Annotated in this window: 15 protein-coding genes and 1 pseudogene; 8 read left to right on the top strand and 8 right to left on the bottom strand. The window is 55.3% G+C overall.

Going from position 1 to position 18,794, the window contains the following annotated elements:
- The first annotated feature begins 79 nt into the window (after window positions 1-79).
- Entirely contained in the window at window positions 80-331 is a 252-nt protein-coding gene (locus tag KYE_RS05250; protein WP_008171147.1) for a hypothetical protein, read from the top strand.
- 3 nt (window positions 332-334) lie between these two features.
- Here the strand turns inward: KYE_RS05250 and KYE_RS05245 are convergent, their stop codons facing one another.
- The 7 genes from KYE_RS05245 to KYE_RS05215 all read right to left on the bottom strand — a co-directional run bounded on the left by KYE_RS05245 (window position 335) and on the right by KYE_RS05215 (window position 10,354).
- Window positions 335-1,213: a peptidoglycan-binding domain-containing protein gene (locus KYE_RS05245; RefSeq protein ID WP_100169454.1), complete on the bottom strand. Its 879-nt coding sequence runs from the start codon at window positions 1,211-1,213 to the stop codon at window positions 335-337.
- 116 nt (window positions 1,214-1,329) lie between these two features.
- Window positions 1,330-3,195, bottom strand: a complete 1,866-nt coding sequence (locus KYE_RS05240) for a methyl-accepting chemotaxis protein (RefSeq protein ID WP_227497756.1) — start codon at window positions 3,193-3,195, stop codon at window positions 1,330-1,332.
- Window positions 3,196-3,451: 256 nt separating this feature from the next.
- Complete coding sequence (locus KYE_RS05235) at window positions 3,452-4,417, bottom strand: ABC transporter substrate-binding protein (protein ID WP_008171143.1); 966 nt, start codon at window positions 4,415-4,417, stop codon at window positions 3,452-3,454.
- 288 nt (window positions 4,418-4,705) lie between these two features.
- The gene (locus tag KYE_RS05230; RefSeq protein WP_008171141.1) at window positions 4,706-6,544 is read right to left on the bottom strand and encodes a protein kinase domain-containing protein; all 1,839 of its coding nucleotides are present in this window, start codon (window positions 6,542-6,544) and stop codon (window positions 4,706-4,708) included.
- Between the two features lie 9 nt (window positions 6,545-6,553).
- Window positions 6,554-8,164, bottom strand: coding sequence for a dihydrolipoyllysine-residue acetyltransferase (locus tag KYE_RS05225; protein ID WP_008171139.1), 1,611 nt, complete (start codon window positions 8,162-8,164; stop codon window positions 6,554-6,556).
- 26 nt (window positions 8,165-8,190) lie between these two features.
- A complete protein-coding gene (locus KYE_RS05220) occupies window positions 8,191-9,168 on the bottom strand; it encodes an alpha-ketoacid dehydrogenase subunit beta (RefSeq protein ID WP_008171138.1) in 978 nt (325 codons plus the stop codon).
- 1 nt (window position 9,169) lies between these two features.
- Window positions 9,170-10,354 carry a thiamine pyrophosphate-dependent dehydrogenase E1 component subunit alpha gene (locus KYE_RS05215; RefSeq protein WP_008171137.1) on the bottom strand — a complete coding sequence of 395 codons (1,185 nt, stop codon included), beginning with the start codon at window positions 10,352-10,354 and terminating at the stop codon, window positions 9,170-9,172.
- Between the two features lie 277 nt (window positions 10,355-10,631).
- Here KYE_RS05215 and KYE_RS05210 point away from each other — a divergent pair, with 277 nt between their 5' ends.
- The 3 genes from KYE_RS05210 (at window position 10,632) to KYE_RS05200 (ending at window position 14,474) form a co-directional block, all read left to right on the top strand.
- Window positions 10,632-12,101, top strand: a complete 1,470-nt coding sequence (locus KYE_RS05210; protein ID WP_008171136.1) for a malate:quinone oxidoreductase — start codon at window positions 10,632-10,634, stop codon at window positions 12,099-12,101.
- 29 nt (window positions 12,102-12,130) lie between these two features.
- Window positions 12,131-13,867, top strand: a complete 1,737-nt coding sequence (locus KYE_RS05205; protein ID WP_008171135.1) for an isocitrate/isopropylmalate family dehydrogenase — start codon at window positions 12,131-12,133, stop codon at window positions 13,865-13,867.
- A 196-nt stretch (window positions 13,868-14,063) separates the two neighbouring features.
- The gene (locus tag KYE_RS05200; RefSeq protein WP_008171134.1) at window positions 14,064-14,474 is read left to right on the top strand and encodes an ACT domain-containing protein; all 411 of its coding nucleotides are present in this window, start codon (window positions 14,064-14,066) and stop codon (window positions 14,472-14,474) included.
- A 405-nt stretch (window positions 14,475-14,879) separates the two neighbouring features.
- On the opposite strand, the gene KYE_RS21435 is transcribed toward KYE_RS05200, so the two are convergent.
- Window positions 14,880-15,473, bottom strand: coding sequence for a Spy/CpxP family protein refolding chaperone (locus KYE_RS21435; protein ID WP_139043662.1), 594 nt, complete (start codon window positions 15,471-15,473; stop codon window positions 14,880-14,882).
- Between the two features lie 197 nt (window positions 15,474-15,670).
- Between KYE_RS21435 and KYE_RS21350 the strand changes: the two genes are divergently transcribed.
- The 4 genes and pseudogenes from KYE_RS21350 to KYE_RS05180 all read left to right on the top strand — a co-directional run bounded on the left by KYE_RS21350 (window position 15,671) and on the right by KYE_RS05180 (window position 18,697).
- Complete coding sequence (locus KYE_RS21350) at window positions 15,671-15,826, top strand: hypothetical protein (protein ID WP_008171128.1); 156 nt, start codon at window positions 15,671-15,673, stop codon at window positions 15,824-15,826.
- A gap of 47 nt (window positions 15,827-15,873) precedes the next feature.
- A complete protein-coding gene (locus KYE_RS05190) occupies window positions 15,874-16,506 on the top strand; it encodes a protein tyrosine phosphatase-like domain-containing protein (protein WP_008171127.1) in 633 nt (210 codons plus the stop codon).
- Window positions 16,507-16,912: 406 nt separating this feature from the next.
- Window positions 16,913-17,153: pseudogene (locus KYE_RS22220) on the top strand (MarR family transcriptional regulator); the annotation flags it as partial.
- Between the two features lie 188 nt (window positions 17,154-17,341).
- Window positions 17,342-18,697 carry an MBL fold metallo-hydrolase RNA specificity domain-containing protein gene (locus KYE_RS05180; protein WP_008171124.1) on the top strand — a complete coding sequence of 452 codons (1,356 nt, stop codon included), beginning with the start codon at window positions 17,342-17,344 and terminating at the stop codon, window positions 18,695-18,697.
- The last annotated feature ends 97 nt before the right edge of the window (window positions 18,698-18,794 follow it).

Below are 18,794 nucleotides of genomic sequence, written 5' to 3'. Positions count from 1 at the left end.
TATTCTCTTCTAGCGGATCGTCCTATAGTTACGCTACCTCCAGAACCACACCGGTTCACCCTGAAAGGAGAGCTTGACGATGATCCAGGAATTCCTTCAAAGCAATTTGCCCTTAGACTCCTCAGTAAGCCTCAAGCGTTCAGATACCGAGCCTGATAAAGACATTGCCAATGCCCGCAGCGAAGCCTTTGAGATCGTCTCAGACTCCGGTGAAACCGTAGGCTTTGTGAAGGCCTGGGAAGATGATCCGAGTTTCCGCGGCTACGTCCACTTCGATTCCGACGGCAACGTGATTGACTGGAAAGTCTTTAAAGACCGGTTGCAGAGCTGACGCTCACACCAGCCAGCCAAAAAAGAAATCGAACAAGACGCTGAAAAACCCGCCGCCGGTGCTCTGAGAATTATCGGCAACCGCGGAATTTTTCGATGCTGTGTTTTCTCCTTCGATTGGCTGGGCTTTCTTCATTTCCGTTGCTTTCGGTTCGGTAGGGCCCGCACTGGTGGGCTCTGAAGGGAGCTGGGCCAGCACCGGGTCTGGTTCTTTGGTGGCTTCCGGTATTGTTTCCTCGGCGACCGCAGGTTCCGGCGCGGGAGCTGGAGCTGAAATGGGAGCAGGGGGCTCTGAAGCTACCGGCTCGGGTGTTGTCGGGGCTGCTTCCGCCACTTTTTCTTGTGCCTTCACTTCAGGTTTTTTCGAAGTTCCCTCAGTATCTATCTGGTTTTCATCAGGTTCGGCATCGAGCGAAGTTGTTGGCTCGCCCTGTTCGGAAGATTTTTGAATGGGGGCCGGGGTAGGTTCTGGCGAAGGCTTTGGTTCAGCCCTGGCAATGGTCGGGGTATTGGGCGCGGGCTCGGGGAGGGACAAACCGAGCTGTGCCAATGACGCCTTTCGACTGCCGACTGAATTTGCAGTGATGGGTGCGCTGGATGTTTTGGTCACGCCGAGCGCTTTCAGTGTTGCCGTATCCAGGTTGCCGTTGGTTTGCAGCCCATTTTGAGCTTGATAGGCGCGTATAGCAGCTCGGAGTTGCTCATCAATCCAGCCATCCGCCCGTCCGATATCATGACCGGCACCGTAAAGTGCATTTTCGGCGGCGAAAATGACTTTCTCGGGTTCGGCGGCTTGAGCAGTGCCGAGGCAGGCAGCCGCTGTCAGCATGGCAATGACAGGGCCGCGAGCGCCTTGCTTCCTGGGTGATTGAGAGCGCGTCATGGCGGGATACCTCCGGGCAGTCCGTTTCCGGTTACATTGTGTAACTTGAAACCCAAAGGTATCAGGTAATCATCTGCGCTCTCGTGAATTGGTTAACATCTGCAACCATTGTGTGTTCAGGATTCACTGGCCCTGAAGCGTCGCACGAGCGTATTCAATTCATCAGCCATGTTCGCCAGAGAGCGGCTTGACTGATTCACCTGTGAAATGTCTCCGGCCAGTTCCTCAATTGCGCCACTGCTTATTTCCACATTCTGGGTCATCTCCGCGGCGGTCGCTCTCTGCTGCTCGGTCGCGCTTGCAATCTGGGTGGTCATTTCAACGATGCTGTTAACCGCCGCGAGAATGTCCGTCAAAGCTTCGCCCGACTTGCTTGCCTCCTCGCTGGCCTCTTCGGCCATCTGCTTGGCTTTGCTCATGTCCACTACTGCGCCGGCCGCGCCCCTCTGGAGCTGGGACACAATTCGCTCGATATCGACGGTTGATTCCTGAACGCGCTTGGCCAGTCCTCGAACTTCATCGGCAACCACGGCAAATCCCCGCCCGGCGTCACCGGCTCGAGCCGCCTCAATGGCGGCATTGAGCGCAAGGAGATTCGTTTGCTCAGCAATGCTCTGGATGACAGCCAGCACATTGCCGATTTCGGCCGATTCGTTCTCCAGTTGTTGGATCCGGTTAGACCCCTTCTCAACCTGATTGGCCAGGTTCGTAACAGCCCTGATGGCTGAGCCAACGGTTTCTTGTCCGGAATCCGCAAGCGATGAGGCCTTACGGGCCGATTCGTCAGTTTCGCTGGTGTTCGAGGCGATCTCTTCGGAGGTGGACACCATTTCCTGCATGGCGGCAGACACCTGCGTGATCTGGTCGCGCTGTTGCTCCGAATTGGCCGTTGTACGCTCTGTGATACCGGAAAGTGATTCGGACTCGCCGGTCAGTTGGCGGGACGCCGTTACAATTCGGGAAATCGTTTCCTCGAGCGTTTGCAGGAAGGTGTTGACTGCGTCGATGAAGTCACCGATTTCGTCTGGGCGACCCGGGGTCAGCCTGGTGGACAAGTCGCCGTTATTGTTGGCGATGTCGTCGAGGTAGCCCAGAATTTCTGTTTTCGCACGCTTCACGCTTGAGCCCATCAAGCGACTCATCAATACCGCAACGATCAATCCGAGAACCGCAGAAGCCACAAATGCGATGAGCGTGAATTTGAGTGCAAGATCAGTGGCAGCCGTTGCCTCATCCGCTTCCATCTCGAGAGACGCGAAAATACTGGCCTCCAACTCGCGCGCCATGCGGGCGATTTCGGGCCCGAGTACATCGAGTCGGTCTGCCTTGACGCTGACGACGATATTCTGCTGTTCCACCATTCTCTGAACTGCAGCCTGATAGTTTGCCAGCTCTTCGACAACGGTTTGCATGTACACCTGCACAAAGTCCGGGCCATTTTCAGGTTGCAGCAGCTCCAGTGCATCGGTCAGGTCTTCGATGGCCCAACCGAGAGCCTTGCGGGAATCCTCATCGCCGTTGGTCAGGTAGCGTTGGGCGGTCAATTGCATGACCATGGCATCGTTTAGCAGTTGCTCGAGGCCGGCCCTCAAATCGCTTTCGGGTTCCCTGTTGGCAACCCCGTTAAGGGCCATCCGCAATGCCTTGGTGGCATTTGGACCGTATACGTCCAGCTCATCCTTGATAATTTTCAGGACCTGGCGTTTGGCCGGAACCAGCTCGTTCCGGAATGCCTTGATGTATTCATCGGTGGTGGTCTTGATCCGATCCACCAGTTTGGCCGCACCAGGGTCCTGGATGTTCTCCTGCGCTCTCGCCATCACCTCATTGAACTCGGCTTCTAGCTCGCCGAAGTGGGCAAGGGTTTCTTCATCGCCAGTGGTGAAATAGTCGAAAACACGCAGGCGCATCCGATAGACGCTGATGACCGATTCGGTCCCAATAGAGGTGTCCGGTGCCAAGTCCCTGGCGACGGTGTTCATTCGACGGTCTAGTTCCTGGAATTCATAAACACTGAAAAAAGTTACCGAGGCAAAGAGCAAAAGAATGAATACCGGCGCAATCAACAGTTTCCCTGGGACACCCAATTTACGCTCTATAGATGAGAGGACAGAGGAAGCCAAAACGTCATCCTTCAGTAAGTTGTTTTAGTGATTATCGGCAGCGCTACTGAAACCTGAAGCCTTAAGGCCGGTGTTTCATTTGGGCGCAGCCGTCTCTGGTTGAGCGGCGCCCCGGTTACTCGACAAAGTTGGCCTGGCTCGCAATCATGGGGGAGAGATCAAGATTCCAGTGTTCAAGGCCGCTCGCACTGTACACGTAATGCCCACTTAGGGATTTAAGCTGCGGTATCTGATCGGGTCTCATGCCATTGAGGATCAACGAGGCCAGCCTGGCTGCGGTGAGCCCCTCTTGTTTGGCCGAGATAGTGAATCCGCCGATGCTTTGTTCTTCGCCAACAAAGATATCCCAGAATGAAAACAGTGGGAGCTGAGCCCGATAAAATGCTTCCTTCAGCAGATCGTAGGGTATGACGTACTCGCCATCTTTGTCACGGATGGTGTGGTGGGTGCCCAACACAACAGCATCATAACGTTCGTGGGCATTTACGACCGTGTCCAACCAGGTGTCCCTGTCGTTGGTCAGAACGATGTCCAGTTCGGAACCGTAGATCGTGGCCTGGCGCTTGTCACCAAAGTATTCGTTCACCGCATTACGCATGGTAGGTGAGTCATCCATCAGAACCAGGAAACGCTCTTTCTGCCGGAGTATCTTTCTCAGGTGACGGATACTCTCGGAGAAGAACGGGCGTTCGAGGATCCCAGTGACCAGCGGGTGTTCAAGGGTAGGGTGCTGAACGGGGCCACCATTCACACCAAGAAAGACCACGGGAATCTTTTGGGCGACCAGGTGGTCAGCCATCAACGTAAAGGCGTTGTCATCACCCAGAATGGCAACGTCGGGATTAACGTTTGCAATTTTGCTCTGGATTTCAGCCACTTTCTGTGGCCATTCCGGTTTCGACAGGCGCTTGGTGTCGAGTTCGAACACGTGAAGGTCGTGATCCTGCCCGAGCACGGACCGGACCGCGTCGATATAGTCCGCGTCCCATTTGTACTCGAGGTGGTAACTCTGGATGACGACGACGGTTTTGCCAAAACACAGGGGACTGACCAGCAAAAGAGCCAGGAAGAGTAAACGCATAGTTGTTCCTTATTATTGTCCGAGCAAGGTTGAAAAACCGAATACTTAACGATTTGTTCTTCAGGCAGTTTTTATAATTGTGACCGGCTTGAATACAGAAACCGTGCCAGTTAGCCAACTCACTGAAAATAAGAGTTTTTTAATGATATGGAGGGTTTGCTTTCCCGTTTTTAGCGTGAAGTGTCCGGTGTACTGGACAGTTGGCGGCGTGCTGGGCTGAATGTGTTTGATTTGCCGGACAATTGCGTCCGAAAAATCGGACATGGAAAAGCGAGTCTGGGCCGAGGTTTACGCGATCTCGGTCCTTGGATTGCGTGGGTAATACCGCTCAGGGAGGCGTTCGATGTGAGGGAAGAAGCGGGTGTCCTTGTAGGGCATCTTCATGAACCCGGAAACGCCCAGGCCGGTAATCTGCTCCACCGATGACAGGATTACGTCCAACAATCGGCGGAACTCCTGTTCCCGGTCCGGATCAAGTAGCCGATAGTGGCTGTGGATTTTAAGATGGCGGGGCAGGGCTTCGAAGATGATCATGCCAGTGTGGTGAATAGCGTTGAGTTCTTCGAGGGCGTGAATAATGGTGTCGGGTAACACCAGGAATTCCTCCGGGTCCGGGCCGTCCTCGAAGTAAGAGTGGACCCGGCTTTCGTCTTCAACCTCAGGCGCGGGGCTTACCTCGTAGTGCAATTTCATATCGGGTGATACAACAAAGGGGTGGGTTGGTTCATCGCGATCAACGTGCAAGGTATTGCGGGCGTTGAACAGACAGCTTTTGAAAATCCCCTTGCGGTAAATGGCCTGGGCCAGGAAAACCATATTGTTGACGGCCTGCACAAACGCCGACTTCAAGGCAGGATCGTGCAGATTCAGGGAAGTGTCGATGTAGATGCCATCGGTTTCCCAGCGCACGGCCAGTCCACCTTCCACCGGGTAGCGCCCGAGCCGGCTCACGGCTGCCAGAAACGCCTTTTCGGTTTCGCCCATGCCCTGCATGAAATTCTTGTAGTAGCGGTCCAGCTGTACGTCATTGACGTCGTTGAGGGTTTCCGGTGCGCCTTCCTCCCTGAGAAAGGATTTACGCGAGCTGTAAACCACGGTGTCAATTTCCTGGTCAGAGGCACGCACCCACACGGGTACCTGGGCCGCGACCGGGGTTTCCGGCAGATCGATCATCACCGTGCGGGCCATACGCGGCATCTCTGTCAGATAGTAATCGCCGGCCTTACGGCGAGTTTCCGGATCCGGTGACAGCATGCCATCCAGCATGCGCGCGAATTCCATGGGCAGGCCCAGTGAGGTGGCCGGGATGGCCCGATGGCCAAAGCGGCAGGATTGGGCTGACGCCAGGGCATAGAGCGTGCCGGCTGCTCCCTGTTCATCGAAACGGGGAGACGACAGCCCGCCGTTGAGCTGTTCCTCGCCGATAAAATACACATCCCCGAGCCGTGCGTTTGTTTGCTGGAGGTTGTCGGACATCAGCTCCATCACGTTGGCGGTGATGAATTGCTGGTTGGCGTCCAACTGAGCAAACACGGAAGAGCCCCAGTCAATCAGGGCAATGTTTTCAGTGCTGGCGTCGAAGACCAGATTGGAAGGTTTGATATCGCCATGAACGATTGGCCTGCCGGCCGGTCCATTTTCACGGCGAAGGTTTCGCAGGGTGTCGGCCAGCTGGTCCGCGATGCGCATGATGAGCCGTGGTTTCAGACGACCATCACGCAGGGAAACCTCTTCCAGATTTAATCCGGCAGCACGCTCCATCACCAGAATCGGCTGGTTATTGGCTCTTTGGTAGGAAATCAGCCGTGGCACCCTGGGATGGCTGACCTGCTCCAGAATGTAGGCTTCATCTTCAAGCCGGTCCTGAAGATGCCGAGGCAGGTTGATGCGGGTGAATTTGAAAACATGTTCCGGGCCCCCGGCTGCGGTGCCGGGCAGGCGGCCTGAGAATACAAAGCCGTAAGCACCCTTGCCAATCAGCTCTATGTTCTGGTAGCCGAGTTGGCGGAGCTGGGCGGCGCAGAGCGCCACCCAGTCTTTGAGCTTTTTGGCATCATCATGGCTGAGCAGGTAGATCGACTGCTCTTCGGGTATGTAGAACTGCTGCAGTTGCGTCTTCTGCGCCATGATGAAACGTCAGCCCATATGCAGGAGCATGGTTTGGGGCGATTCGAGGTAGCCCTTCCAGCGGTTGCAGAACCGGGCGATGGTGCCGCCGTCGATAATGCGATGGTCGCCGGCCCAGCTCACGGTCATGATGGCGCGCTCCACCACCTGGCCGTTGGCGTCAAACCGGGGCAGTTTCTGTGTGCGCCCAAGGGCAACGATGGCCACTTCCGGCGCGTTGATAATGGGCGCGGTGTAAGTTCCGCCCAATGCGCCAATGTTGGAGATGGTAATGGTGCCGCCCTTGAGGTCTTCCTGGCTGACGCGGCCGGATCGGGCTGCTTCGGTCAGGCGCACAACCTCGTCGGCAATGCCCAACAACGAGAGGCTTTCCACGCCTTTGATGTTCGGCACCGTCAGGCCGGCTTTTCCATCCACCGCCATACCGATATTGCACTGGGGCAGGTAGTGAATCTCCGTGACGTCATCGTTGAGCTGGCTGTTAAGTACCGGGAATTCCTGAACTGCCAGGGCCATGGCCTTCATGAAGAAGGGCATGAGCGTCAGCCTTGAGCCCCGCGCTTCTGCCTCCGGTTTCAGTTGTTCCCGCAGCTTGAGCAAATCGGTGACATCAATATCCTCGCTGTAGATAAAGTGAGGAATGGTGGTGGCCGATTTGACCATGCTTTTCGCCATCGCAGCTTTTATTCCGCGGATGGGTTCGACTCGTGCTTCCTGTTCGGCGGCAGGCGCCCTGCGGGCACTGCTGGTGGTGGCCGTTTGCGCATCGTCGGCGGGAGCCTGGTTCTGTGCCTGGACGTGGGCCTGTTTCGGGCCTTCCTCGATATGAGCCAGTACATCGGCTTTCAGAACACGGCCATCTTTGCCGGATCCCTGAATATCCGAGAGGTTGAGCTCATGCTCCCGAACCAGACGGCGAACGGCAGGGCTGGCCGGAATACGCTGTCGGCTGGCCGTAGCGACAGGCGAGGCTGTCGCGGTTGAGAGTTGAACCGCGGGCTCCGGTTTGGTTCTAGCTTCCTCCGGCTCTTCACGATCCCGGGGAATGAACGCAAACAGCGGGGCATGAACCTTGGCCATAGCCTGCTGTTGATGGTAAAGCTTGGTCACACGCCCGGCTTTGGGTGCGGTAATCTCGACCATGGCCTTGTCGGTCATAACGTCCACAACAGGCTGGTCTTCCTCGATTTCGTCACCTTCGGCAACGCGCCATTCCACCACCTCGCACTCAACGATGCCTTCGCCGATATCCGGCAGGATAAAGTCTTCGGTGGCGTTATCGTCCGATTCGGCGCCGGAGGCCGGCTGTTTTTCCGCCTCGGGAGCCGGCTTTGCTTCGGCAGGCTCCGGAGAACTGGCCGCCGGCGCCTGGCCATCGCTTTCGCTCTCATCCACCAGCTCAAACAGCGGGGCGTGGACCTTGGCGATATCGCCTTCCTTGTAATAAAGGCGGGTCACACGGCCCTTGTAGGGTGCCGGAATTTCCACCAGGGCCTTGTCGGTCATTACCTCGGCCACTGGCTGATCTTCCTCGATGACATCGCCTTCGCTCACCAGCCATTTGACCAGTTCACATTCCACGATACCTTCGCCGATATCGGGCAGTATAAAATCACTCATAGTCGCTCTCCTGTCCTGATATCAGCCTAGAATTCAACGCTCGCCCTGATGGCCTCGTAGACCTTCAGGTGGTTGGGTAGGTGCTCTTTTTCCAGCACCAGCGGGAAGGGGGTGTCCATCCCGGTTACCCGAGCGATCGGAGACTCCAGATACAGGAAACAGCGCTCCTGAATCGTGGCGGCGATTTCACCGGCGAATCCGCCGGTCAGGGGAGCTTCGTGGGTGACCACCAGCCTTCCGGTCTTGAACACGGAGTTGGCGACGGTTTCCACATCCCAGGGCAAAATGGTCCTGAGGTCGATGACCTCACAGGAAATGCCATCTTTCTCGGCCCGTTCCACGGCCTGATCAATCACTTCCATCTGGGCGCCCCAGCCCAGAATCGTTACATCCGTGCCTTCCTTGGTGACTTCGGCCTCGCCCAGAGGCAGGCGGTAGTCTTCATCTGGCACCTCACCCACCGAGGCCCGGTACAGGCGCTTGGGCTCGAAGAACAGGGTAGGGTTGGGATCGTGGATAGCTGCGAGCAACAGCCCTTTGGCCTGATGCGGGTTGCGCGGCACCACGATTTTCAAACCCGGGGTGTGGGCAAAGTAGGCTTCCGGTGATTGTGAGTGATACAGGCCGCCGGCAATGCCGCCGCCGTAAGGCGCGCGAATGGTCAGCCCACCCACGTCGAACAGGTTGCCTGAACGATAGCGGAACTTGGCGGATTCGTTCACGATCTGATCGAATGCCGGGAAGATATAGTCGGCAAACTGGATCTCGGCCACCGGCACCGACCCTTGGGCCGCAAGGCCGTTGGCAAACCCGATGATGCCTTGCTCTACTAGAGGCGTGTTGAAGCAGCGGGCCTTGCCGTATTTCTGTTGCAGGTTGCTGGTGGCACGGAAAACACCGCCAAAGACGCCGACATCCTCACCGAAACACAGCACTCGCTCGTTTTCCGCCATTGCGGTGTCGAGGGCATTGTTGATGGCCTGGAGCATATTCATCTTGGTCATCTCAGGCCCCTCCCTTGGCGTGTTCGGCACTCTTCGGGTATTCGTCCGGGTACCGGCGGATATGCGCCTTTAGTTTGTCGAACTGCTCAGCCAGGGCAGGTGGCACCTCGTCGTAGACATCGCTCACCAATGATTCAAGCGGCGGTGGTGGCCGTTTCTGGGCTCGCTTCATGGTTTCGAGCACTTCCCGGCGCATGTTTTCCTGGAGCTGCTTTTCGTCGTCCTCGCTCCACCATTTCTTGCTTTCCAGCCAGAGGCGCATACGCAGAATCGGATCTTTCTCGCGCCACACGGCTTCTTCATCCTTGCTCCGGTAGCCGGATGGATCGTCGGAGGAGGAGTGGGCAGCCAGGCGATAACTCATGGCCTCAATCAATACGGGGCGGTTGTGTTCCACGGCGAGCTTTCGGGCCTCCTGCGTGGCCTGATACATCGCAAGAATGTCGTTCCCATCCACCCGGATCACGTCCATCTTGTAGCCGTAGGCCCGGGGTGCAACGCCGTCGGCAGCAAACTGTTCGGCGGCCGGCGTAGAAATGGCATACCCGTTGTTGCGGCACAGGAAGATCACCGGTACCCGATGAACCGCAGCCATGTTCAGGGCAGCATGAAAGTCGCCTTCGGAGGCGGCGCCTTCACCAAAATAGGTAACCGTGCAGAGGCCTTCGCCTCGCAGTTTCTGACCATAGGCATAGCCTGCGGCCTGGGGAATCTGGGTGGCCAGCGGCGAGGAAATGGTCATGTAGTTCAGCTTCTTCGAGCCATAGTGGACCGGCATCTGGCGGCCCTTGCCATAGTCCATCTCGTTGCCGAACAACTGGTTCATGAATTCATCAATGGTAAAGCCGCGGTAGGCCAGGGCACCTTGCTCCCGGTACTGCGCCATGATCATGTCGCCATCATCCAGTGCTGCGGCACTGCCGATCACGGCAGCTTCTTCGCCCGTGCACTGCATGTAAAAGCTCAAGCGGCCCTGCCGTTGGGCAGCAAGCATTCGCTCGTCAAGAATTCGGGTAGTGACCATGGCCCGGTATATACGGAGGGCCTTGTCTTTGTCGAGATCAGGAGCTTTGGCGCTCTTGTAGAGCTTGCCGTCCTGTTTCAGGAGCTTGAAGGTGGGAATCCGGAACTCCGCACCGTCGGTAAACACTGGGGAATACACAACTTTGGACTTTGTTGTTGTCATAATCCTCTTCCTGGGGTAGTGGCCTGAGGAACAAACACTCCTTGTGGGAGTGTAGTTAATGTCATTGTAGACAGCCTGGCGAAATCTGGTGTGATTCCCGCCAGTTCATGTTTACCTTAACGTAAACTGCGAAACAGGGGTAGACCCTTCTGTTCAGAAATTTCCTTTGTTAATGAACGCTCGGCACGCGTTTTCCGTGTCTGCCGAAGCGTGCTACCGTCAATACACACACTTTTCCAACCTTGTTCAGACATTCGACTCACGTGGGTAGGTTTTAATGAACGTAATCATCATTGGCGCAGGGATCATGGGCACAACTTTCGCGACCCTCGCGAAGGAGTTGGCACCGGAACTGGATATCACCATTCTCGAAAGACTGGACGGCCCCGGGGCAGGCAACTCCTGGGTGTTCAATAACGCCGGAACCGGGCACGAGGCGAATTGTGAGCTGAACTATACGCCGGTGGACGAAGAGGTTATTTCAGTCGAAAAGGCGGTGAAGATTCACGCTCAGTTCAATGTGGCCAAGCAGTTCTGGGCGTACCTGATCCAGAAAGGGGCCATCAAAGACCCCAAATCGTTTATCAACCAGACCAAGCACTGCACCATCGTCTCCGAGCCGTCTATTCAGGAACTGAAGCTCCGGTTCAATGAGATGTCGTCCCACCATTTCTTCGAACAGATGCGTTACTCCGAGGATTTCGACGAGATCAAGAGCTGGATTCCATACACCATGGAGGAGCGGCCCAGACACGAGAAAATGGCGGCGACCGTTATCGAGACGGGCACGGACGTCAACTTTGGCGCCCTCACAGAGCAAATGGCCAAGCATGCTGTTGACGATCTTGGGGTGAAAATTGAATACGGGACGCACGTCAAGCGAGTGCATCGCAGCCCCGCCGGAAGCTGGCTTGTGGAAACCCAGAGCAGGGGCGTTGATCGCCGCTACAAGGCCGACGTTCTTTTCGTCGGTGCCGGCGGCGGTGCCTTCCCGATCCTGAAAAAGAGTCACTTGCCTTTCGCGCGCCGCTTCACCGGTTTTCCCGTCGGCGGACGGTTCCTGCAGGCCGAGATCACCGCCGAACAGGCCGAGCAGTACAGAGCGAAAACTTACGGAAAGGCGAAAGTGGGTGCGCCTCCGATGTCCGTTCCCCATCTGGACCTGCGGGTTTCGGATGATAGGTATTATCTTCTGTTTGGTCCTTTTGCCTCGTTTAAACCGGTGCTGGAGAGGGGCCGGGGGTTCCTGGACTACCTCCGATCCATGCGCCTCCACGATATCCCGAGCTTGCTGAATGTCGCCATTGAGCACTTCCCGTTGGTCAAATATCTGGTTTCAGAGACCTTCAAGGGTGAAAAGAGCATGTTCGAGGAGCTGGACAGTTTCGCACCGGGCATGAGCAAGAAGTTCAACTGGAAAGCGGTTGAGGCCGGGCAGCGGGTTCAGATCATCCGCGATGGAGATCTGCAAATGGGTACAGAGATCCTCGTCTCGAAAGACAAGACCTACGGCACGCTCCTGGGTGCATCGCCTGGTGCGTCGGTATCGCCGGAAGTCATGCTACGTTGCCTTGAACAGCTTTTGCCGTCTATTTTTACCAGTGAGGAAGCCGGCAAAAAGAAAAAAGAGATATTCCCCGAGGACAATCTGGATTTCCTGGCGAAAAATCCCGAGCGTTACCGGGAGATCCGGGATGCCGTCAATGAACGGCTAGGGATCAAGCAGTCGGCATCGCAGCAGGACTGACCAGGCCAACAAACAGCAGGGAGATTTTCATGGACAGTAGAATCAGTGTGACCTCGCCCCTTGTAATCCTTCACGGCGACGAGATGGCTCAGGTTGCGTTTGAACACATTCTCAAGAAGTTTGTGAGCTCACGGCTTGATATTCAGCTTGAGGAAATCGATCTGTCTGCGGAAAACCGGCTGCTGACCAATGGCCAGGTGGTTATTGATGCCATCGATTCGCTCCAACGCCACGGAGTGGGTGTAAAGAACGCTGGCATGACGGTAAACCGCCAGCAGTTGGAGGACTTGCTCAGGAAACACCCGGATGTGGATGGCGAAAATCTGCACCCGCTGGCGACCAAGTCCCCCAATGGTGCGATCCGCAAGGGCATCAGTGGCAATATTACCCGCGAGGATATCCAGTTCCGCAACCTCAACATCCGCCGCCCCCAGTGGGTCGGGCGTGACATTGAGGTGGATACCATGGAATTCGGCGGCATCAAGGACAGCTTTAACCAGCTTTCCCTGGCAACCGGCGTGGTCAAGCTGATGTTTGTGGGCAGCAGCGGCGACCCGGTAGAGCTTCATCGGCGAGAGATTCGCAAAGGCGATCCGTGGCTGCTTGCGACGAATGACATCGAGGATGTGAAAGCCTGGGCGCATCGCTTTTTCCAGCGTGCAATCGCAGAAAAACGAGACGTATACCTCGGCCTCAAGGATACGGTGATCCCCGGCTACGATGGGGCCATGCGCTCGGTGATCGAGGACATCTATCACAGTGACTACAAGAAGCAGATTGAAGACCTGGGGCTGAATTACTACTACGAACTGATTGATGCCCAGGCAGCCCGCATTGTTTCCAATCCGCCGGAGCGTGCGCTCTGGGGTGTGCCGGATAATACCACCGGGCGAAAGCTGCTCAAGCTGGTGAACCAACTCAAGGAATTCGGCATTCCAGGCCGCGGGGCTCATGTGTCCATCTCACGGATGAGCGCTGGGGGCGGCGACCAGTATGGTAGCTTCAACATGGCGGCCAAGGAGGATGGCATTCTCAAGGTGATCGTCGACGGTGACGAGAAGCATGCCCGCCGGGTCAGGAAAGGCGACCCGATGCTGCTCATGTCCAATGACCGGGAAGCCATCAAGGACTGGGTTCTGCAAGTCTTCCGGGATGCCTCCCGCAAGGACAAAGAGGTGTATTTTGGTCTCAAGCGCGAGTACATGGAGTACGACGAAGTCTACAGCGAGGTCATTACCGAAGTGCGCAGGGAACTGGCCAGCGAGCATACACCGCCGCCCTCGTTCATGATCATGCGGCCGTCCAGCCAGCTTAAAAAGATGATCACGGATCCACCGAGAAATGCGCTTTATCCCTCCCAGAACCTCGACGGCGATATCTTCTCGGACATTTCCGCCGCTCTCGGGGGAAGCCTGGCGACGGCCAGTTCAATCATCGAGAGCAAAGACGGAACCATGCTGTTCGAGGCACCCCATGGCACCGCCCATGATCTTTACCTGAAGTATCTCGAGAGCGACGGTAAGGTAGCTCATTTCAACCCGTCGGCCCTGATTTTTGCGCTGGGCAACGCTCTGGAAACCCTGGGTGAGCGGGAAGGCAACGAGCCTTTGAGCCAATACGCCGTTCAATTGAAAGCGGCATTAACCGACACGGTGGACAGCGGCATCGTTACTGCCGATCTGAAAGGAAAAACCGTTGATCCGGAGTCTGAACAAGTGGTGGATATGATTGGCTTTCTGGAGGCGGTGGAAAAAGCGCTCCAGTGAGCGTCTGAATCATCGGAGCGCCGGCTTTCCAACCGTATTTGACGATATTGCCCTGAATCAGCATGCCGCCAAGCTTAACGGTGCCCTGAAAAAGTTAATGGGGAGGAAAAACGAGTATTCTGCTTTGGTAGCCTGCAGAAAGTGCTAAGTTTTTGTTATGACCATGACCATGACCTTTCGATAAAGGATAGTAAACATGATGCGAAGCGAATTTCTTCAGGAATTGATCAAGCAGCTCTCGCCAACACTGGATTCGACAACTTATGTCTACTGCACGGTGCCAAAGGCAAAGTACGGTGAACTGGAACACCTCAAGCCCATTGTCAGCATTGCCGAACTGGAAGGCCTTACCCTGGTCATTCCTCTAGATGAGGCCAAGACCGAAGGCCTGGACTACTACAGAGTATTCCGTCGCATCACTCTGGAGGGCCACTCCAGCCTTGAAGCTCTCGGGCTCACATCTGTCGTCACAAGCCTATTGGCTGAACGGGGCATTACCACTAACGTGATAGCAGGGTTCTATCACGATCACATGTTTGTGCCTAGCGATCGCATTGATGAGGCGATGAGAGCGCTTAAAGAGCTTGCCAGTAATCCGGGTGGCTAGCTTTTATGAGCCAGCGAGTTGGTTGTCGTTCTGCTTATCAACCACCTGAGTTTTGCAGGCGGCGTATCTCAGTGTTACGGCCAGAGCGAAAAATGCAGCCAAGCCGCCAAATAGGGTGATCACAGGGATGACGTTCATAAGTTTGAAAACCTCCAATGGTTTTTCGATGGATCCTGCTTCCGTTTTGCAGAGGCTTCTCCCATCGATCAGTTGCAGCGGGCAAACATCGTTTGTCGATGCATTGTGTTCAAGCTAATGATTAGTGTACTTGAAAGAGGCTTTCACGGACGTATGCAGAAACCATTACTGCACGTATGCAAATACCCGTAGACGACGTTAGAAACTTCTCAACCCGCGACGCTGCCCCGGGTTGATTATCTGAGTGTTCTGCTTGAAAAAGTGAGATCAATTCAACATGAGCCAGCCACCTGAACGCTGAAGCTGAGTTCTCTGCTCGGAGGTCAACAGGTCGCGAATGTCCTGTTGGGCTTCAACCTGTAATTCCGTTATTTCCTTGATGACGTCGAAAACCTTTTGCTGTTGATCATTGATATCGCCCGCATCGAGCTCATCTTCGGCGTAAAGCTCCTGTAACTTGAGCGATTCCTCGTACCTTTGGACCTTCAGTTCCTGAAGATCTGATCGCAGCTCCTTTTCAATCCCAGCAATCTCTTCAAGTTGGCCATCGTCAAGATCAAGCTCCATCGAAGGGCCACGAGGCGTGCCCTGATAGCCGTTCATACCATGATGCATCCCACCTTGATTGTGCATGCCATGATGGCGCGAGTGAGCGCTGTTGCCATGGTGTCCTTGATAACCATTTTTATGAGAGTAGTGGTGCTGCATTCCCTGCGCGGTGCCTCCATTCGGTTGGCTAGTGTCAGGGCCCGATGAAGACGGAGCCGGGCCTTCGTGGGCGTGCGCCGTAAAAGCGGTGGCAGAAAGACCCAGAGAGAGAGCCAGGGCAAGCCAATTGCGCGAAGTTTTCTGGAATTTCATTTTTTGTTCTCGCTGTTTTGTGAATGAACTGAGGGACCCATTCCATATCCCGAGTCTAGTTCATACGAGTTGATTCCAGGATTGGCTGATGTGTCTCGCGCCGTCGTTTTGTAAAAACGTATTGGGCGCAGTATCGTTTACTGCGAGTCTGCACCCGTCAATACCTCGACGAGGCCGGCAATCACGGAGCTATGTCTATGACCAAGTCGATGACGGGCCTGCTTACCGATATACTCGTGGCTGAAGGAAAGCTGGACGACAATGCGCTGGTCTCCTCCATCGTTCCAGAGTTTGCGGACAAGTGCATTTGGATCAGCAACTGTCCGACAGGTGATGTATACACCAGGCGGTAGCCGAATATCTTATGTTGGATTAGAGGGAAGGGTTCCTGGGTTATCTCATGCAGCCAAGCGCAATGAATTGCTACAACATCGTTCAGCTCTGTTTGCAGGGACTGATCTCGCTGGTTTTGATCTTATCAGTCACCGGCACGGTTAACGTTTCCGCTTTGGTGACCGCGATCGGCCTGTCGCAAGGGTTGGCTGTGATTGAGGTGTGGTCGGCTGCCAGAGGCAACACCGGGTCAACGTTTGTCCCAAGCCTCATCCAGGTCGGTGCGCGGATCGCAGTATCTGTTCTCTTATTTTTATTCCTGCCTCTCGGCCCACAGTGGATGATTGTGATTTTGGGCGTGGCCTGGGTCGGCGCGGATACCTTGAGGTATCTGTATTACCTTGAGAAAGCGAACCCTTTGCTGGCCTGGGCACGCTACAGCGGCTTCATCGTGCTTTATCCCATGGGTATGGCGCTGGAAAACATGATAGTCTGGCGCTTGATGCAGCACTATCTCAACGAGCCGTTGTGGTTTTTTCTGCCGTTCTTATCCATCTACCTCGTCTTTGCCGTACAGATGTATCTCTATATGAGGGCTGGCAGACAAACGCGAAAAATAGCGCAAAAACACTCTCAACCTATTGAACTACTGATTTTTTGGTCACCCAACCTCCCGAGTACATGCCATTCTGGCCGATAAGCGGAACTTGGCCTTGTTGTCGACCCCGCATACTCTACCCGACTGGGGACTGACCTTAGCGGATGCGGATTGCCTGGAAGACGTCGTGCCGAAGACCGGGCTGGTTTCGAGTGAAGATGCTACAGCGTTGTGGAGCGCTCGGCGCCAGCTTTTTTAAGCCGGTTGCCGGTCACGGTGCAAGGGTGTCTACCAGGGCGACAATACGCTGAAGGCCTCCTGTCTCTGAAAAAGTGAGGAGTTACCTGTCTCACTGGAAGGAGAAGTTCCTTAGCTGGCCTCGGAATCCGCGTGATGTTGCATATTGATCTGGCGCAAGCCTGATCCCAGATCAATGTGTGACTTATGTTGGCCTCAATGATTAGCTTACGATTTACTGTTACTGAGTCAGCAATAGCAGGACAGCGATATGGACCCACAAATCCCTCGAGATCAGTTTCCTTTCACCAGTGCTCGGGTGGCAAGGCGCTGGCGCAAGTTTACTGGATGAGCGCTTGAAAGACCTTGGGGTTACCCAGGCTCGATGGTTCACCATGGTCTGCCTGCAGCGTGGTGGTGGAGGATTGACCCAGCGGGAGTTAGCCCATTTGATGACCATCGAGAATCCGACATTGGTCCGCCTGCTTGACAGCCTCGAGGAGCAGGGTATGGAGGCTATTCTCTGTGCTGCGGTGCACGGCATCTTTGCCGAGGCTTCGGATCAGTATCTTTTGGCTGCGGGTTTACAGTCTCTGGTGACCACCAACACCATTCCACACAGTACCAACGGTATTGATGTCAGTGAGTTGCTGGCGCCACCGATCAGGCATTTTCTCAATCAGGACAGGAGTAAGAGTCGATGAATATTACATTCCTTGGTGGCGCAGAGACGGTTACCGGATCCAAGTTCCTGATTGAAGCGGGGGAGACGCGGGTTCTGGTTGATTGTGGTTTGTTCCAGGGTTACAAGTGGCTGAGAAAGCGCAACCGGCAGCCATTGCCGCTGGATATAGAATCACTGGACGCAGTGCTTCTGACCCACGCCCACCTGGATCACTCGGGCTATATACCTGTGTTGTACAAGCAGGGGTTTCGAGGGGCGGTTTATACCCACCACGCTACCCGTGATTTGAGTGAAATACTGCTGGCTGATAGCGGCCATCTCCAGGAAGAGGAGGCGCATTACCTCGGCCGCCATAAACTGAGTAAACATGAAACTCCGGAGCCTCTGTATGACCAGGATGATGCGGACGCCTGTATGGAGTTGTTTCAGCCGGTAGACTTTTACGAAGAAGTCCAGCTCGGTGATATACGCTTCCATCTTCGGCCGGTTGGGCACATTCTCGGTGCTGCCTGCATCATTATTGAGACGGAAGGTAAACGCATCGGTTTTTCCGGCGATGTTGGGCGCCTCAACGATATTTTCATGAGGCCACCTGCGCCTCTGCCAGCTCTGGACATGCTGATGCTGGAGTCAACGTATGGCAATCGTCGCCACGACGATGCGGACCCGTTGTCGCAGTTGGCAGACATCGTTAATGAAACCGTCGACAAAGGGGGCAATATATTGATTCCGGCCTTTGCTGTGGGCAGGGCGCAGGTTTTACAGCATATGTTCACTACCCTGATGAAGGCGGGGCGAATTCCAGTGCTTCCAATTTACCTCGATAGTCCCATGGCAATCGATGTTTCCGAGATTTACTGCCGCTACGAGGATCAGCACCGATTGAGCAGTTCCGAGTGCCACGAAATGTGTAGCACCGTTCATTACAGTCGCAGTGTTCAGGACTCCAAGGCGCTGGCTGGCCAGGCATACCCCCACGTAATTATTGCCGGCAGTGGCATGGCAACAGGTGGACGCATACTTCATCATTTCAAGCGCCTCCTGGGCCAGCACCGCACAACTGTTATTTTCGCCGGCTATCAGGCCGGGGGAACACGAGGGGCCAAGATGATTGGCGGAGCGGAAAGGATCAAGATCCACGGTGACTGGTTTCCTGTCAAAGCCAGATTGGAAGTGTTGAGTGGGCTTTCCGGGCACGGGGATTTCGCAGAGATTGAACAGTGGCTTGCTCAGAGTGACCTGGCCCCCGAAACGCCGATCAACCTGATCCACGGTGATCCGGAGGCGCTGGAGGCGCTGAGGGATCACTTGCGTCAGAACACCCGGTTTGAGGTGGATGTGGCAGGCTACCAATCCATTTTGCGTCTTTGACGATGCCCTGACGGCCATCTTCGAGGGCGACCTGAATGAGCCGCTTAAGATCCGGCAACGACCTTGGTCGCGGCGGCTGCCGAGTGCTAGAGTGGGC

Source organism: Marinobacter manganoxydans MnI7-9, assembly GCF_000235625.1.
In the GTDB taxonomy this organism is placed as follows: Bacteria; Pseudomonadota; Gammaproteobacteria; order Pseudomonadales; family Oleiphilaceae; genus Marinobacter; species Marinobacter manganoxydans.
This window is presented reverse-complemented; position numbering and strand designations above follow the sequence as displayed.

Excerpts from the sequence above, each read along its gene's own strand:
- KYE_RS05250 (WP_008171147.1), top strand. The coding sequence starts at position 80 with ATGATCCAGGAATTCCTTCAAAGCAATTTGCCCTTAGACTCCTCAGTA.
- KYE_RS05245 (WP_100169454.1), bottom strand. The coding sequence starts at position 1,213 with ATGACGCGCTCTCAATCACCCAGGAAGCAAGGCGCTCGCGGCCCTGTC.
- KYE_RS05240 (WP_227497756.1), bottom strand. The coding sequence starts at position 3,195 with ATGAACACCGTCGCCAGGGACTTGGCACCGGACACCTCTATTGGGACC.
- KYE_RS05235 (WP_008171143.1), bottom strand. The coding sequence starts at position 4,417 with ATGCGTTTACTCTTCCTGGCTCTTTTGCTGGTCAGTCCCCTGTGTTTT.
- KYE_RS05230 (WP_008171141.1), bottom strand. The coding sequence starts at position 6,544 with ATGGCGCAGAAGACGCAACTGCAGCAGTTCTACATACCCGAAGAGCAG.
- KYE_RS05225 (WP_008171139.1), bottom strand. The coding sequence starts at position 8,164 with ATGAGTGATTTTATACTGCCCGATATCGGCGAAGGTATCGTGGAATGT.
- KYE_RS05220 (WP_008171138.1), bottom strand. The coding sequence starts at position 9,168 with ATGACCAAGATGAATATGCTCCAGGCCATCAACAATGCCCTCGACACC.
- KYE_RS05215 (WP_008171137.1), bottom strand. The coding sequence starts at position 10,354 with ATGACAACAACAAAGTCCAAAGTTGTGTATTCCCCAGTGTTTACCGAC.
- KYE_RS05210 (WP_008171136.1), top strand. The coding sequence starts at position 10,632 with ATGAACGTAATCATCATTGGCGCAGGGATCATGGGCACAACTTTCGCG.
- KYE_RS05205 (WP_008171135.1), top strand. The coding sequence starts at position 12,131 with ATGGACAGTAGAATCAGTGTGACCTCGCCCCTTGTAATCCTTCACGGC.
- KYE_RS05200 (WP_008171134.1), top strand. The coding sequence starts at position 14,064 with ATGATGCGAAGCGAATTTCTTCAGGAATTGATCAAGCAGCTCTCGCCA.
- KYE_RS21435 (WP_139043662.1), bottom strand. The coding sequence starts at position 15,473 with ATGAAATTCCAGAAAACTTCGCGCAATTGGCTTGCCCTGGCTCTCTCT.
- KYE_RS21350 (WP_008171128.1), top strand. The coding sequence starts at position 15,671 with ATGACCAAGTCGATGACGGGCCTGCTTACCGATATACTCGTGGCTGAA.
- KYE_RS05190 (WP_008171127.1), top strand. The coding sequence starts at position 15,874 with ATGCAGCCAAGCGCAATGAATTGCTACAACATCGTTCAGCTCTGTTTG.
- KYE_RS05180 (WP_008171124.1), top strand. The coding sequence starts at position 17,342 with ATGAATATTACATTCCTTGGTGGCGCAGAGACGGTTACCGGATCCAAG.